Source organism: Streptomyces sp. NPDC001744, assembly GCF_042892575.1.
GTDB lineage: Bacteria > Actinomycetota > Actinomycetes > Streptomycetales > Streptomycetaceae > Streptomyces.
The window spans coordinates 146,884-159,971 of the sequence record NZ_JBIAUG010000011.1 but is presented as its reverse complement, the minus strand read 5'-3'; the positions used below and the strand labels follow the sequence as shown (position 1 = coordinate 159,971).

Annotated in this window: 14 protein-coding genes; 6 read left to right on the top strand and 8 right to left on the bottom strand. The window is 74.7% G+C overall.

Features of this window, described 5'->3' with window-relative positions; translation table 11 throughout:
- Positions 1–98: 98 nt before the first annotated feature.
- Entirely contained in the window at positions 99–1,454 is a 1,356-nt protein-coding gene (locus ACFYZY_RS15880; RefSeq protein WP_388693870.1) for a hypothetical protein, read from the top strand.
- A 131-nt stretch (positions 1,455–1,585) separates the two neighbouring features.
- Here ACFYZY_RS15880 and ACFYZY_RS15875 read toward each other — a convergent pair whose 3' ends face one another.
- A complete protein-coding gene (locus tag ACFYZY_RS15875) occupies positions 1,586–2,566 on the bottom strand; it encodes a lytic polysaccharide monooxygenase (RefSeq protein ID WP_388693868.1) in 981 nt (326 codons plus the stop codon).
- Positions 2,567–2,883: 317 nt separating this feature from the next.
- Positions 2,884–3,552: a response regulator gene (locus tag ACFYZY_RS15870; protein ID WP_388693865.1), complete on the bottom strand. Its 669-nt coding sequence runs from the start codon at positions 3,550–3,552 to the stop codon at positions 2,884–2,886.
- A 132-nt stretch (positions 3,553–3,684) separates the two neighbouring features.
- Here ACFYZY_RS15870 and ACFYZY_RS15865 point away from each other — a divergent pair, with 132 nt between their 5' ends.
- From ACFYZY_RS15865 to ACFYZY_RS15850, 4 genes are all read left to right on the top strand, one after another.
- Positions 3,685–4,668, top strand: coding sequence for a Bug family tripartite tricarboxylate transporter substrate binding protein (locus tag ACFYZY_RS15865; protein WP_388693862.1), 984 nt, complete (start codon positions 3,685–3,687; stop codon positions 4,666–4,668).
- Positions 4,665–5,171 (top strand): tripartite tricarboxylate transporter TctB family protein, encoded by a 507-nt coding sequence (locus ACFYZY_RS15860; RefSeq protein ID WP_388693859.1) that lies wholly within the window; start codon positions 4,665–4,667, stop codon positions 5,169–5,171. Before ACFYZY_RS15865 ends, ACFYZY_RS15860 begins: the two co-directional genes overlap by 4 nt.
- Before the next feature lie 3 nt (positions 5,172–5,174).
- Positions 5,175–6,665 (top strand): tripartite tricarboxylate transporter permease, encoded by a 1,491-nt coding sequence (locus ACFYZY_RS15855; protein ID WP_388693856.1) that lies wholly within the window; start codon positions 5,175–5,177, stop codon positions 6,663–6,665.
- Between the two features lie 129 nt (positions 6,666–6,794).
- Positions 6,795–7,271, top strand: a complete 477-nt coding sequence (locus tag ACFYZY_RS15850) for a DUF6299 family protein (protein ID WP_388693854.1) — start codon at positions 6,795–6,797, stop codon at positions 7,269–7,271.
- Between the two features lie 40 nt (positions 7,272–7,311).
- On the opposite strand, the gene ACFYZY_RS15845 is transcribed toward ACFYZY_RS15850, so the two are convergent.
- Positions 7,312–7,824 carry a DUF402 domain-containing protein gene (locus tag ACFYZY_RS15845; protein WP_388693852.1) on the bottom strand — a complete coding sequence of 171 codons (513 nt, stop codon included), beginning with the start codon at positions 7,822–7,824 and terminating at the stop codon, positions 7,312–7,314.
- Positions 7,805–8,728: a GNAT family N-acetyltransferase gene (locus tag ACFYZY_RS15840; protein WP_388693850.1), complete on the bottom strand. Its 924-nt coding sequence runs from the start codon at positions 8,726–8,728 to the stop codon at positions 7,805–7,807. The genes ACFYZY_RS15845 and ACFYZY_RS15840 overlap by 20 nt, the downstream gene beginning before the upstream one ends.
- A gap of 72 nt (positions 8,729–8,800) precedes the next feature.
- Between ACFYZY_RS15840 and ACFYZY_RS15835 the strand changes: the two genes are divergently transcribed.
- Positions 8,801–9,190, top strand: a complete 390-nt coding sequence (locus ACFYZY_RS15835; RefSeq protein ID WP_388693847.1) for a GntR family transcriptional regulator — start codon at positions 8,801–8,803, stop codon at positions 9,188–9,190.
- Here the strand turns inward: ACFYZY_RS15835 and ACFYZY_RS15830 are convergent.
- The 4 genes from ACFYZY_RS15830 to ACFYZY_RS15815 form a co-directional block, all read right to left on the bottom strand.
- Positions 9,172–9,690, bottom strand: a complete 519-nt coding sequence (locus tag ACFYZY_RS15830) for a DUF5925 domain-containing protein (RefSeq protein ID WP_388693845.1) — start codon at positions 9,688–9,690, stop codon at positions 9,172–9,174. The two genes, ACFYZY_RS15835 and ACFYZY_RS15830, sit on opposite strands and share 19 nt — an antisense overlap.
- Before the next feature lie 69 nt (positions 9,691–9,759).
- Positions 9,760–10,524, bottom strand: coding sequence for a polysaccharide deacetylase family protein (locus tag ACFYZY_RS15825; protein ID WP_388693987.1), 765 nt, complete (start codon positions 10,522–10,524; stop codon positions 9,760–9,762).
- A gap of 119 nt (positions 10,525–10,643) precedes the next feature.
- A complete protein-coding gene (locus ACFYZY_RS15820) occupies positions 10,644–11,738 on the bottom strand; it encodes a glycosyltransferase family 2 protein (protein WP_388693843.1) in 1,095 nt (364 codons plus the stop codon).
- On the bottom strand, positions 11,735–12,565 hold the full coding sequence (locus ACFYZY_RS15815) for a glycosyltransferase family 2 protein (RefSeq protein ID WP_388693842.1): 831 nt from the start codon (positions 12,563–12,565) through the stop codon (positions 11,735–11,737). Before ACFYZY_RS15815 ends, ACFYZY_RS15820 begins: the two co-directional genes overlap by 4 nt.
- Positions 12,566–13,088: the final 523 nt, after the last annotated feature.

Genomic DNA, 13,088 nt, shown 5'->3' with positions numbered 1-13,088 from the left:
CGGGATACGCGCTAATCGTGGTCAAGTGTGCGTTTCTCGCACTTCACGAGACAGCCACGGTGGACACCTCCGGGACGTCCACGAATGGAGCATGCGACATGACCACCGACGCCCCCCACATCCGTCCGGCGGACGACGACATAGGACCGACCGCGCAGAACGCCCCGGGAACGGCCCGGCGGTCGGCTGTCTCCCCGGCGCCCGGCGCGCCCTCCTTCCCCGAACGGCCGGCCCTGCCGCCCGCCGTCCCGGCCGTGACCGTCCTCCCGTCCGCCCCCGCGCACCCCGGCACCGTTCCGGACGGGGAGGAGCGGTACGAGCGGGCGGCCGGACCGGAGGCGCCGCCGGTTCCGGGAGCACCGGACCCACCGGCGACGGCGGAGGCCCCGGAGGGAGAGGCGGTTCGCGGGGCTCCGGAGGCGACGGCCGGGGCGGCCCCGGCCGTTCCGGAGGACGCCGGGGAGGACTCCGGGCGGGACGGGAGCGTTCGGAACGAGACCGTCCAGGACGGGACCGCGCGGGACGGGACCGTCCGGGCCGGGGCGGCCCCGGCCGGAGCCGCCCGGGACGAGACCGGGGACGAGGCGGTCCACACGCTCCTGTGGACGGCGGCGACCGAGCGCCCGGTCGACGAGGTCGCCGCGCTGGTGGCCCGACTGCAGGCCACCGGTGAACTGTCCAGCCCCGCCGACGTGGCGCTCCGCGCGGCCGCCGTCACCCGCCCCCTGGGCGAGGTGCGGGAACTGCTCGCCCTCCTCAACGCGTCGGGGTACGACCTCCGCCAGGCCGAGACCACGCTGCGCGCCGCGGCGGTGGGCCGGCCGATCGAGGACGTGGTCCAGCTCGTCGGCATCCTCGGCGCCGACAGCAGCGACTGGCGGCCCACCGCCGGGACCGCTCCGGAGCGGGAGCCCGGAGCCGGCCCCGAGGACCACGCGCGCCCCGGCGGAAGCCCCGCCCCGGCCGGCGACGCACCGAAGCGCGGCCGGGGTGCCCGGCGGGAGAAGTCGCGCCTGGACGGCGCGCTGGCCGCGGGACCCGGCAGCCACACCGTCTCGCCCGCGCTGCGGTCGGTACTGCGCTGGCCCGCCGCGGCCGCGCTGTTCGCCTGCGGCCTCGTCCACCTGCCGACGGACCTCGCGGCCCTGCGCGCGGGCGGCGACGTACAGACGCTGACCGTGGTCGTCACCGTGCTCTGCCTGGTGTGCGCGGTGTGGCTCGCGGCCCGGGACACCCTCGCCGTCTGGGCGGCCGCCGCCGGTCTCTCCGGCGCCGTCATCGCGCTCCACGGGGTCGCGAGCGCCCGCGCGGTCGACCTGCTGAGCGGCAGTCTCGGCGCCGCCTTCGCCTGGGCGAAGGCAGCGGCGCTGCTGAGCGCCGTGGCCATCGTCTTCCTGGCCGGCTCGGCGCTGATGCGCCGTACGAGGGCGGCCGGCACGGCGGACGGCGTCTGACGCGCCGGCCGCACGGGGGCCGCTTCCCCGTCCGGGCGAACGAGTGCCGGGGGCCGCCCCCCCGGGGGCCCCCCCCCGCCCCGCGTCCCCCCGGACGGCGCGGGCCCGGCGGGAACCGGGCCCGGCACCCCCTACGCCCGGCGGCGCCGGGCGGTCCCGAAGAGGACGGCCGCGCCGATCGCGAGCACGGCGCCGCCGCCGACCGCGAGGTACGGGGTGGTGGAGTCGCCGCCGGTCTCGGCCAGTTCCGTGCCGGCGGCGTGCGCGCGCGTGTCGGGCGCGGTCCGGTGCGAGGGCGCCGAGGAGGCCGGCGCGGGGGCCGCCGTCCCCTCGGCGCCCGTCTTCCGGGTGCCGGTCCCCTCGGCACCCTTCGCCCCGGCGCCGTGCCCGCCGTGCCCGCCGTGCTGGACCGAGGACCGGCCCGCGCCGCTCTCGATCTGCTGTTCGGTGGGCGCGGTGGCACTCGGCGCCGAGGAGCCGTTGTCCTTCCCGAACACGACGTCCGAGCAGGTGTAGAACGCCTCGGGGGAGTCGGACCGCTGCCAGATCGAGTAGATCAGGTGGCGGCCGGACTTCTTCGGGACCGTCCCCTGGAAGACGTAGTCGCCGTTCTGCATCTTCGGGTCGGTCACGGAGACGAACGGCTTCGCCTCCAGGTCCGACCACTTCAGCGGCTTCGACGGGTCGTAACCGTCCTTCGTCACGTACAGCTCGAACGAGCCCTTGTGCGGGGCCGTCCCCTTGTAGTGGAAGGTGTGCGACCCGGAACTCATGGTGCTCGCCGGCCAGTCGGCCCGCGCCAGGTCGAGGCCCCGGTACGTGTTGTTGCCCGCGCTGCACAGCTTGCCGTCCGGGATGAGCTTGCGGTGCTGTCCGGCCGCGTTCGCGATGTTCACCGCGTTCCAGTCGTAGAACGCCTGCTTCCCGCTCGCCGCCACCGCCGCCTTGCAGGCCGCCGACCGCGGGTTCTCGGGCCCTTCCGCGTAGCAGGTCGAGACCCGGCTCACCGGGTCCGTCATCGACCCGTGCGCGAACGCGGGTCCGGCGGTGAGGCCGGACAGGACCAGCACGGTGCCGGCGGTGACGGCCGCGGCCGAACGGCGAGAGGTCATGGGAGGACAGCTCCTTCACGAGGGGGGCGTGGGGGCGACCGGCGAGCGGGTCGATCAGCAAGCTAGCGGCCCGCAACCGCCCAAAAGCCCCCGGAGAGACGGGAGGGCCGTTTCTTAGGGCCGTTTTAAGGAGCCACTAAGCGACGCCTGAGGAACCCCCCCCCCGGAACAGCGGCCGGGCATCCGGGAATCGCCGCCGGGCACCCCGGAACCGCCGCCGGGCACCCGGGAACGCCCTGCGGGACGCCCCCACCGCCCGGGGCGACGCCCCGCGCGCCGTTCCCGTCGCCCGGGGCGTTCTCCGCGGGCCGCCCCCCTCAGTCCAGGCGCCGGTAGCGCCGTTCCGGGCGGCCCGTGCCGCCGTAGCGGAGGGTGACCTCCGCGCGGCCCGTCTCCGCGAAGTACTCCAGGTAGCGGCGGGCGCTGACCCGGGACAGGGCACCCGCCTCGGCGCACTCCGTCGCCGAGAGGCCCTCCGGGTGGGCGCGGAGGACCGAGTCGACCAGGTCGGCCGTGTGGGCGGCGAGGCCCTTCGGAAGTCCGCGGGAGCCGCGCGGGCGGGTGCCGAAGATCTGGTCGACGTCCTCCTGCCGCGCCTCGTCCAGCCCGTCCAGGCGGTCGCGCAACGAGGCGGCGTGGCGGAGCTGTTCGTGCAGCGCGGCCTGGCTGAACGGCTTGATCAGGTAGTGCAGCGCCCCGGCCCGCAGCGCCGAGCGGATCGTCCCCGCGTCCCGCGCCGCCGTGATGAAGAGCGCGTCGGTGCCGTGCCCGGCCGCCCGCAGCTCCCGCAGCACCCGGATGCCGTCCATGTCGGGCAGGAACACGTCGAGCAGCACCAGGTCGGGCCGGAGCCGTTCGGCGGCGCGCAGCGCCTCGGCGCCGCTGTGCGCGACCCCGGCCACCGTGAAGCCCGCCACCGCCGACACATAGCGGCAGTGCAGCTTGGCGACCATGAAGTCGTCGTCCACGACCAGCACTTTCGTCACGCCGACCCACGCTAGGTCCCGACCACAACGACCACAACGTCCGTTGGTTGCGGAAGAGAGACAGCTTCTTAACGCGCGGGCAACATGTGGGCCACCTCACCCCCTTTCCCTACCTTCTGAGAGGCGGCACACGTGCGGTTGCGCACCCCCTTCGCCCTCCTCGGGGCGGCGCTGCTCGTGCTGGTGGGACCGCCCCTGCTCAGTCCGGGCAGCGGCGCCGACACCGGCACCCGGATCCCCGGCCTGCGCCTCATGGTCCCCAACACCCCCGGCGGCGGTTACGACATCACCGCCCGCACCGTCGCCAAGAACGCCGAGGAGGCCGGCCTCACCGGCGACGTCGAGGTCTTCAACCTGCCCGGCGCGGGCGGCACCGTCGGCCTCACCCGGCTCGTCGGCGAACGCGGCAACGGCCGCCTCGCCATGTCCATGGGACTCGGCGTCGTCGGCGCCGTCCACACCAACAAGACCGTCAGGACCCTCGCCGACACCACCCCGATCGCCCGGCTCACCGAGGAGCAGGACATCGTCGTGGTCGGCAAGGACTCCCCGTACAAGACCGTCCAGGACCTGCTCGCGGCCTGGAAGAAGGCCCCCGGCAAGCTGCCCGTCGGCGGCGGCTCCTCGCCCGGCGGCCCCGACCACCTCGCCCCGATGCTGATGGCGCAGGCCGCGGGGATCGCCCCCTCGGACGTCAACTACGTCCCCTTCGACGGGGGCGGCGAACTCCTCGCCTCCATCCTCGGGAACAAGGTCGCCTTCGGCGTCTCCGGCGTCGGCGAGTACCTCGACCAGATCAAGGCCGGCGAGCTGCGGCTGCTCGCGGTCACCGGCCCGAAGCGGGTCCCCGGCCTCGACGCCCCCACCCTCCGCGAGGCCGGCCTCGACACCGAGTTCACCAACTGGCGCGGCATCGTCGCCCCGCCCGGCCTCTCCGACGCCGAGCGCGACCGGCTCGTCACCCTCGTCACCGAACTGCACGCCTCCCCGCAGTGGCGCGCGTCGCTGAAGACCCACGGCTGGGACGACGCCTTCCTCCCCGGTGAGCGCTTCGGCGCCTTCCTCACCGAGCAGAACCGGCGCGTCGCCTCCGTACTCAAGGAGCTGGGCCTGTGAGACCGACCGTTCCCTCCTGGCTGCGCGGGCGTTCCGAACTCGGCGTCGGAGCCCTGCTGTTCCTCCTCGGCGTCCTCGTCCTGGCCGACGCCCTCACCCTCGGCGACACCGCCGGCGGCCGCGGCCCGGTCGGCCCCGCCACCGTCCCCCTCGTCGTCGGCTGCGGCCTCCTCGTCGTCTCCGTCCTCCTCGCCGTCGACGTCCTGCGCGGCGGCCGGGGCGAGGCCGAGGCGGGCGAGGACGTCGATCTGACGGAACCCGCCGACCGGCGCACCGTCCTGCTCCTCACCGGCGTCTTCCTCGCCTTCGCCGTCCTCATCGGCCCCGTCGGCTTCCCCGTCGCCGGAGCCCTCCTCTTCTGGGGCGCGGCCCACGTCCTCGGCAGCCGCCACCTCCGCCGCGACCCCCTGATCGCGGCGGCCCTGTCGCTCCTCACCTACGTCGTCTTCGACCGGCTGCTCGGCGTCCCGCTGCCCGGCGGCCCCCTGATGGGAGTGATCTGACCCGTGGATTCCCTGAACTCCCTGATCGACGGCTTCGGGACCGCCCTCACCCCGGTCAACCTGCTCTGGGCCGCCCTCGGCGTGCTCCTCGGCACCGCCATCGGCGTCCTGCCCGGCATCGGCCCCGCCATGGCCGTCGCCCTGCTGCTCCCGGTGACCTACGGGCTCGAACCGACCGGCGCCTTCATCATGTTCGCCGGCATCTACTACGGCGCCATGTTCGGCGGCTCCACCACCTCCATCCTGCTCAACACCCCCGGCGAGAGCGCGGCCGTCGTCGCGGCCATCGAGGGCAACCCCATGGCCAAGGCCGGGCGGGGCGCGCAGGCGCTCGCCGCCGCCGCCGTCGGCCACTTCGCCGGCGGCATGATCGGCACGATCCTGCTCGTCCTCCTCGCGCCGACCGTGGCCGCCCTGGCCGTCGGCATCGGCGCCCCCGACTACCTCGCCCTCATGGTCCTCGCCTTCATCGCGGTGACCTCCGTCCTCGGCTCCTCCCGCGTCCGGGGCCTCGCCTCCCTGCTCATCGGCCTCACGATCGGCCTGGTCGGCCTGGACCCGATGACCGGGCAGCAGCGCCTCACCTTCGGCTCGCTCCAGCTCGCCGACGGCGTGGACGTCGTCATCGTCGCGGTCGGCCTCTTCGCGATCGGCGAGGCCCTGTGGGTCGCCGCGCACCTGCGCCGCACGGCGGGGGAGGCCATCCCGGTCGGCCGTCCCTGGCTGGGCCGGGAGGACCTGCGGCGCACCTGGAAGCCCTGGCTGCGCGGCCCGCTCATCGGCTTCCCCTTCGGGGCGATCCCGGCCGGCGGCGCCGAGATCCCGACCTTCCTCTCGTACGTCACGGAGAAGCGGCTCTCGAAGCACAAGGAGCAGTTCGGCAAGGGCGCCGTCGAGGGCGTCGCCGGGCCCGAGGCGGCGGCCTCGGCCTCCGCGGCCGGCACGCTCGTCTCCATGCTCACCCTGGGGCTGCCCACGACCGCCGTCGCCGCCGTGATGCTGGCCGCGTTCCAGCAGTACGGCATCCAGCCCGGCCCGCTGCTCTTCGAGCGGGAGCCGGAGCTGGTGTGGGGCCTGATCGCCTCGCTCTTCGTCGGCATGGTGCTGCTGCTCGCGCTCAACCTGCCCCTCGCCCCGGTCTGGGCCAAGCTGCTGCGCATCCCGCGTCCGTACCTCTACGCCGGCATCCTCTTCTTCGCCGCCGTCGGCGCGTACGCGGTGGGCGGCGAGGCGTTCGACCTGGTCGTCCTGCTCGTCATCGGCCTGATCGGCCTCGGGATGCGCCGCTACGGCCTGCCGGTGCTGCCCGCCGTCATCGGCGTCATCCTCGGCCCGGCCGCCGAGCAGCAGCTGCGCCGCGCCCTCCAGATCAGCGACGGTTCCCCGGTCGGCCTGGTGAACACGCCGTTCTCGATCACCGTGTACGCGGTCGTCGCGGTCCTGCTCGCCTGGCCGCTCCTGAGGAGGGCGGTGCCCCGGCGCGCCGGGGCGTGAAGGGGCCGGGGGAGGGATCGGCGCCCGGTCCGGCCCGCCCCCGAAGGGGTTAATCCCGGCCGTCCGACGGCCGGATCCGGGTATCCCTGGCGGGCAGTACCATCCCCCACACCCGAAGGGAACACCCTCATGCGCGTCCGGCTCGTACTTGCCGCAGCCGCCCTGCTCACCGCCGCCGTCGCCCCTCTCGCCCACGCGGAAGGGGACGACGGCCAGGCGGTCGCCGACTCCGGCCGCCTCACCGACGACCTGAGCCTCGTCGCGGACGGCCACTTCACCAACGCCCTCTCCGTCGACGCGTACGGAACCGTCGCGGCCGACAGCACCGTCACCCTCTCCGGCACCTACCGGTGCCTGGACGACAGCGCGGGCCCCGTGTTCGTCGCCTCCACCCTCGTCCAGGGCGACCGGTCCACCGGGATCGGCGGCACCCGGGCCGTCTGCGACGGGCACCTCCACACCTGGACCAACCGCTCCGTCGTGAAGGACCCCGCCTACCGTCCCGGTGCCGCCCGGGTGGACGCCACCCTGCTCCAGCTCAGCGGGACGGGACTGCCGCTGCCCCGCTTCCTCGTCGTGGAGAAGACGGACGTCGAGCTGCGCTGACGCACCCCGGGCGCGTCCGGAACGCCCCTCGACGCACGCCCTACCCCCCGGACGCGCCCGGGCCCGTCCCCGGCGGACCGGCCAGCTCCGCCAGTCCGTCCCGGCCGAGCGCCTCCAGCGCGTCGAGGGCGGCCACGGCCCGGACCGCCGCCTCCGGATCGGTGGCGGCGAGACCGCTCGCCGCGAACTCGTCCTCGTCCAGCCGCAGCACCTCGCTGCCGTCCGCCGACACCCACAGGTCCAGGTCCAGGTCCTCGACCACCACCCCGGAACCGCCGATCACCGCGGGCCGGGTGACGTCGCAGTACCAGCCCTTGAGGAGGCCGTCGGCGGACCACACCTCCTTGACCGTGAACCAGCGGTCGTCCCAGTAGTGCTCCACGAAGACGTCCCCCGGCTCGAACCGCACGAAGCCGAAGTCCCGCACCCCCTCGGCCGCCCACGGCGCGCGCACCGAGAGCCGGCCCGCCCCCTCGGCGAGCACCTCGGCCGGGTAGCGGATCTTCGTCCGGCCCGCCTTCGTCAGGGTGACCTCAACCGGCCTTCCGGACATGCCGCACCTCCGTCGCCACGATCTCGTAGCCGAACCACCGGTTGATCGCCAGCATCGGGCCGTTCCCGGCGTCGTTCCCCGTGAGCGCCTCGGTGCAGCCCGCCGCCCGTGCCCGGTGCAGGGACGCGTTCTTCACCAGCTTGGCGAGCCCCCGGCCCCGGAAGGCCGGCGCCGTGCCCGTCATCCCGGTGCCGTACCGGCCCAGGCCGTCCGTCTGCCCGGCGGTGAACGCGGCGGGCACCCCGTCCACCACCGCCACCGTCGTCAGCGACCGGTCGAGGAGGGGATGCGCCCAGGTCGTCTCCAGCCAGTGGGCGTAGTCGTCCATCGCGACCGTCACGTCGCCCGGCTCGTCCGCGGTCGTCACCGCGTCCAGCTCGAACAGCGGCCGGGGATCGGCCGCGAAGTCCTCGGCCGTGAGCAGCGTGACACCGGCGGGAGGAGCCTGGAGCGGCGGCAGCACGGCCCCCGTCAGGTCGAGCCGGAGGAAGTGGGCGGAGCGGCTGGGGGAGTACCCCCGCCGCTCGGCCCAGGCGCGGTGCTCCGGCGCGTCCAGGACCCAGCTGTAGAAGGTGTGCGCGCCGTGCTCGGCGAGGTGCTCCTCGGCGGCGCGCAGCAGCAGCGTCCCGGCGCCGTGTCCTTGGTGCGCGGGGTCCACGTACACGTTGACGGAGCCGATGCCCGGTTCCGGGGAATCGTGGGCGATCCGCAGCTGGGCGGTGCCGACGACCCGGTCGTCCCCGGTCACGGCGACGAGTGGACGCGCGTGGCTGTCGGGGTGGGCATACGTTTGCTCGAAGGTGAACTGTTCGGCGGTCGCGAGCACGAAGGGGAGCGCGGCACGGCGGACCCGGGTCCAGCCCTCGGCGTCCCGGTCCCGCACGTCACGGACGATCACGGTCATGTGAGCGCACGTTACGGGGGAGGGCCCGCCGCCGCCTCCCCTTTTCCGGCGGCGTGGAGGCAGAATCGGCGGGTGACACTCACCATCGTCGTGGACCACGAATCCACCACCGCTCCCTACGAACAACTGCGTGCCCAGATCTCGGAGCGGGCCCGGTCGGGCGGACTGCCGGTCGGCAGCAAACTGCCGACCGTACGGGGGCTCGCGGAGCAGCTGGGACTCGCAGCGAACACGGTCGCCAAGGCGTACAAGGCGCTGGAGGCGGACGGGGTGATCGAGACGCGCGGGCGTCACGGGACCTTCGTCGCCGCCGCCGGGGACGCGGCGAGCCGCCGGGCCGCCGGCGCGGCCGCCCGGTACGCGGAGGAGGTCCGCCGCCTCGGCCTCAGCCGCGAGGCCGCCGAGGCGGCGATGAGCGAGGCCCTGCGGGCGGCGTACGACAGTCAGGACCTGCCCGGCTGACCGGGACCGGCCGGGCCGGGCCTCCCGGAAGCGCCACAGGTACGGGCCCGCCCCCGCCGTCCGGGGTTCGGGAAGGTCCGCCGGGGGCGTGCCGCGACGCAGCGCGAACAGCTCCGCCGGCGTCGCGCCCCCGCGCGGCACGCCCTCCCGTGGCCCCGCCGAGGACCCGCGCCGCCGGCTCCGCGCCCGTGGCCGTCACGGTGACGTCCCCGCCCCCGGTTCCAGCGGGAGACCGGCGGCGACCAGCCCCCTCTCGGCGAGCAGGGCGCTGCGGTCGTCGTCCTTCGCGGTCCGCGGCACCGGGGCCCGCCGGGAGCGGGGTCGCCGCGGCCCTGACCCGGGTCCAGGCCGGTGCTGTGCGCGTGGGGCCGCTCACCGGCCGCGAAACGGCCGGGGAAGAGGACGCCGGCCACGTCCGACGGCGCGTCGCCGTCGTCGAGGTTCAGCCGGATCGACAACGACCGCTGGAGCGCGGAGGGTGCCGGTGGGACGGCGGCCATGATCCGGCGACCGGGGTGCCGCGCACCGCGTTGCGGACGGGGCGCGCCCCGGCCGCCGGGTGCGGCACGTCAGATCCAATGGCCCCGCACCGCGCCCCGGGCGCGCCGGGCGAGCGCGTACCCCTTCGTCATGGCCCGGTCCGCCGCGAAGTTCCGCGCGATCGCCCGGCCCTCGATCAGGCGGACGAACTCCCCGGTGCCGGTGGACCGGCGGACGGTCACCCGCTCCAGGGCGTACGGTCCCTGGCGGCGGCGGGCGAGCGCGTTGCCGACGGCGAGCGCCTGGGCGAACCCGGCCTCCCGGACCGCCCGGCGGACCCGGCGGCTGGAGTACCCGTACGGATAGGCGAAGGAGACGGGAGCGGTCCCCAGCTCCTCGCCGACGATCTCCCGGCAGCGCAGCGTCTCGAACCGGAGCCGTTCCGCGCCGAGCTGGTCGAGCTGCGGATGGCTGTGGCTGTGACCGCCTATCTCCGTCCCGGCCCCGGCCAGTTCGCGCACCTGCGCCCAGTCGAGCATGGCGTCGAGCGCGCCGCCCGCGTGGTGCCGGCCGCGCAGCCAGCCGGTGGACACGAAGACGGTGCTCACGAAGGAGTGCCCGGCGAGCACGGGCAGCGCGTGCCGGTGCACGCCCTCGTAGCCGTCGTCGAAGGTGATCAGCAGGGGCCGGGCGGGCAGGGGCGCCCCGTCCCGCCAGGCCGCGGCGAGCCCGGCGGTGGTCAGCGGGGTGAACCCCCGCTCGGCGACCACCGCCATCTGGGCGGCGAACGCCTCGGGCGTGACGGAGAGCCCGAGGGCGGCGGGAGCCGGGTCCCGGGCGACGGCGTGGTACATGAGGATCGGCACGGGGGCGCTCCGGGCCGGCGCGGGCGCGCCGGGGGCCGTGGGTGCCGCGGACGTGCCGGGTGTCCTGGGCGCGCCGGGTGGCGCGGACGCGCCGGGCGTCGTCCCCGTCATCCGACCGCTCCCTCGGCGGCCCCGCTCACGACGGTTCCGTCCCCGGCCCGTTCGCCGGCCTGTTCCCCGGTCCGCGCTCCGGCCCGTTCCCCGGTCCGTTCGACCGGTCCCCAGGAGAAGGTGGTGCCGGAGCGGCGGGCGCGGAGCCGGCCGAGCGCGTAACCGCAGGCCGCGAGCGCCACCCCGGTGACGATGGCCCCGGCGCGGCCCGCGCCGCCGGGACGGCCGCGCAGCGCGTCGCCCGCGCCGCGCAGGACGCCGGCGGGCAGCACGCGGGTGGTGTAGCGCCGTTCGGACTCCAGGCCCTTCTGCGCGCCGACGCTCCGCGCGACGAGCGCCTTGGAGAGCCCCTCGGCGTACACCCGGGTCCGGAAGTAGGCGAAGCGCTCGCGGGCTGCGGGCACCTTGTGGTGGATGACCGCCCGGTCGTCCATGAGCAGGACCGCCCCGGGCAGCGCCTCGGAGAGCCGGATGCACAGCTCGGTCTCCTCGCCGCCCAGGGGGCGCCGGTCGCCGTCCCGGCCGATGCCGAGGGCGAAACCGCCCGCCGCGTCGAAGGCGGTACGGCGGAAGGAGGCGTTGCCGCCGAGCACGTTCCGTACGGGGACGCGGCCCGGGGGCAGGCCCCGGTACGTGCAGCCGACGACCCAGTCGAACTCCTCGGGGAACCAGCCGGGGCGCCGGCCGGACGCCCAGACGGGCAGGGTCCGGCCGCCGACGGCCATGACGCGCGGGTCGTCGTAGGCGGCGGCGAAGTGGCGGAGCCAATCCCGCTCGGCGACGGCGTCGTCGTCCAGGAAGGCCACGAACGCGCCGCGCGAGGCGGCGATTCCGGTGTTGCGCCCGGCGGAGAGGCCGCGGGGGCCCGTGTTGGCGAGCACCCGCACCTCCTCCCCGGGCCGTGCGTCCGCGTACTCCTCGGCGAGCCGTGACCGCAGGCGCTCGTTGTGGTCGACCACGAGCAGGGTCTCCAGGGGCGGCAGCGACTGCCCCCGCACGGAGTCGACGGCGGCGAGGATGTCCTCCCACCGGTCCTCCGTGTAGGCGCAGATGACCACCGAGAAGCCGTGCGGGGACGTGCGGTCGCTCAAAGGGTCTCCCCCCGGGGGACGTTGACGGAGAAGGCGGCGGGCCGGCGGCGTGCCGACCGGCTCACGGCCTTCTCCTTGAGGATGACCTTGAGGACCCGGATGCCGTCGCGCACGGCGTTGAGGTTGCTGACGCCGTGGATGCGCAGGTATTCGTGGCTCGGCACCTCCTGCACCCTGAGTCCCGCCTTGACGACCCGGATGTTGATCAGGGTCTCGATCTCGAACCCGGTGCAGTCGAGGGTGATCTTGTCGAGGCAGTGGCGCCAGAAGGCGTTGTAGCCGTAGCAGAGGTCGGTGTACCGGGCCCCGAACTTGCGGTTGACGAGTGCGCAGAGCACCCGGTTGCCGAGTCTGCGGACGACCGTCATGTCGTCCGTGCCGCCGCCGTTGGCGAAACGGGAGCCCTTGGCGAAGTCGGCGCCGCCGACGAGGGCGGAGACGTAGGAGACGATCTCCTGGCCGTCGGCCGAGCCGTCCGCGTCGACCATGACGATGATGTCGCCGGTGCAGGCGGCGAACCCGCTGATCAGCGCGTCCCCCTTGCCCTTGCCGACCTGTTTGACGACCTTGACGTCGGGCCAGTGCTCACGGGCGACGTCGACCGTGTTGTCGGTGGAGTTTCCGTCGACCAGGACGACTTCGTGTATCCATTCCGGCAGCGTCTTGAAGACGTACGGAAGGTTTTCCGCTTCGTTCATCGCGGGAATGACCACACTCACCGGCGGTGTGATCGCCAGGTGCGAGGTGATGGCCCGGTACTGAGCGGCTATTCGACTCGGCTCGGTCATTTCTTGGCCCGTGGCGGCCGGGCGCAGGAACGAGCTCATGCGTCTGGTTTCCCTCTCGTCCGGTGGGCCGCCCACCCCTTGGGCGGCCCGGTGGTGTGTCCGGTGCGAAAGGGGGGTTCCCGCCCGCCCGCGTGGAAACGATCTCCTTGCGGGATCGACGGGTTGGCATGACCGGCCGCGCGGCACCCGTGTCCCGGCGCACGTGCTGACGCCGAACACGGCACCCCCCCTTTGCCGCGCCCCGACCGGAACCGTCGCGACGCGGGAGCCCTCCCCAGAGCTGTTTGCGCGACGGATCGGATCGGGTGAGATGTACGACGGTATTGATGCAGGGGACTGTATGGCAAGACCCCCCACCCCGGCCCCCGTTTCCGTGCTTTGACGAAGAATCAGCGCTCGGAACGGCCGAGTTTTCGGTCTGATTCGGTCAATTCGATGACGCGGTGAGAAGGGTGGGGCGGGGGCGCTCTTCCGGGGGCCGACGGCCGGACGGTCCGCGCTCCCTCCGACCGCCGAGCGGGAGCGGAGCCTCCGGTTCCCAACATGGCCGGAACTGGTCGCT

What these genes read in the sequence shown, in the direction of transcription:
- ACFYZY_RS15880 (WP_388693870.1), top strand. Translation starts at nt 99, where the DNA reads ATGACCACCGACGCCCCCCACATCCGTCCGGCGGACGACGACATAGGA.
- ACFYZY_RS15875 (WP_388693868.1), bottom strand. Translation starts at nt 2,566, where the DNA reads ATGACCTCTCGCCGTTCGGCCGCGGCCGTCACCGCCGGCACCGTGCTG.
- ACFYZY_RS15850 (WP_388693854.1), top strand. Translation starts at nt 6,795, where the DNA reads ATGCGCGTCCGGCTCGTACTTGCCGCAGCCGCCCTGCTCACCGCCGCC.
- ACFYZY_RS15845 (WP_388693852.1), bottom strand. Translation starts at nt 7,824, where the DNA reads ATGTCCGGAAGGCCGGTTGAGGTCACCCTGACGAAGGCGGGCCGGACG.
- ACFYZY_RS15840 (WP_388693850.1), bottom strand. Translation starts at nt 8,728, where the DNA reads ATGACCGTGATCGTCCGTGACGTGCGGGACCGGGACGCCGAGGGCTGG.
- ACFYZY_RS15830 (WP_388693845.1), bottom strand. Translation starts at nt 9,690, where the DNA reads ATGGCCGCCGTCCCACCGGCACCCTCCGCGCTCCAGCGGTCGTTGTCG.
- ACFYZY_RS15825 (WP_388693987.1), bottom strand. Translation starts at nt 10,524, where the DNA reads ATGTACCACGCCGTCGCCCGGGACCCGGCTCCCGCCGCCCTCGGGCTC.
- ACFYZY_RS15815 (WP_388693842.1), bottom strand. Translation starts at nt 12,565, where the DNA reads ATGAGCTCGTTCCTGCGCCCGGCCGCCACGGGCCAAGAAATGACCGAG.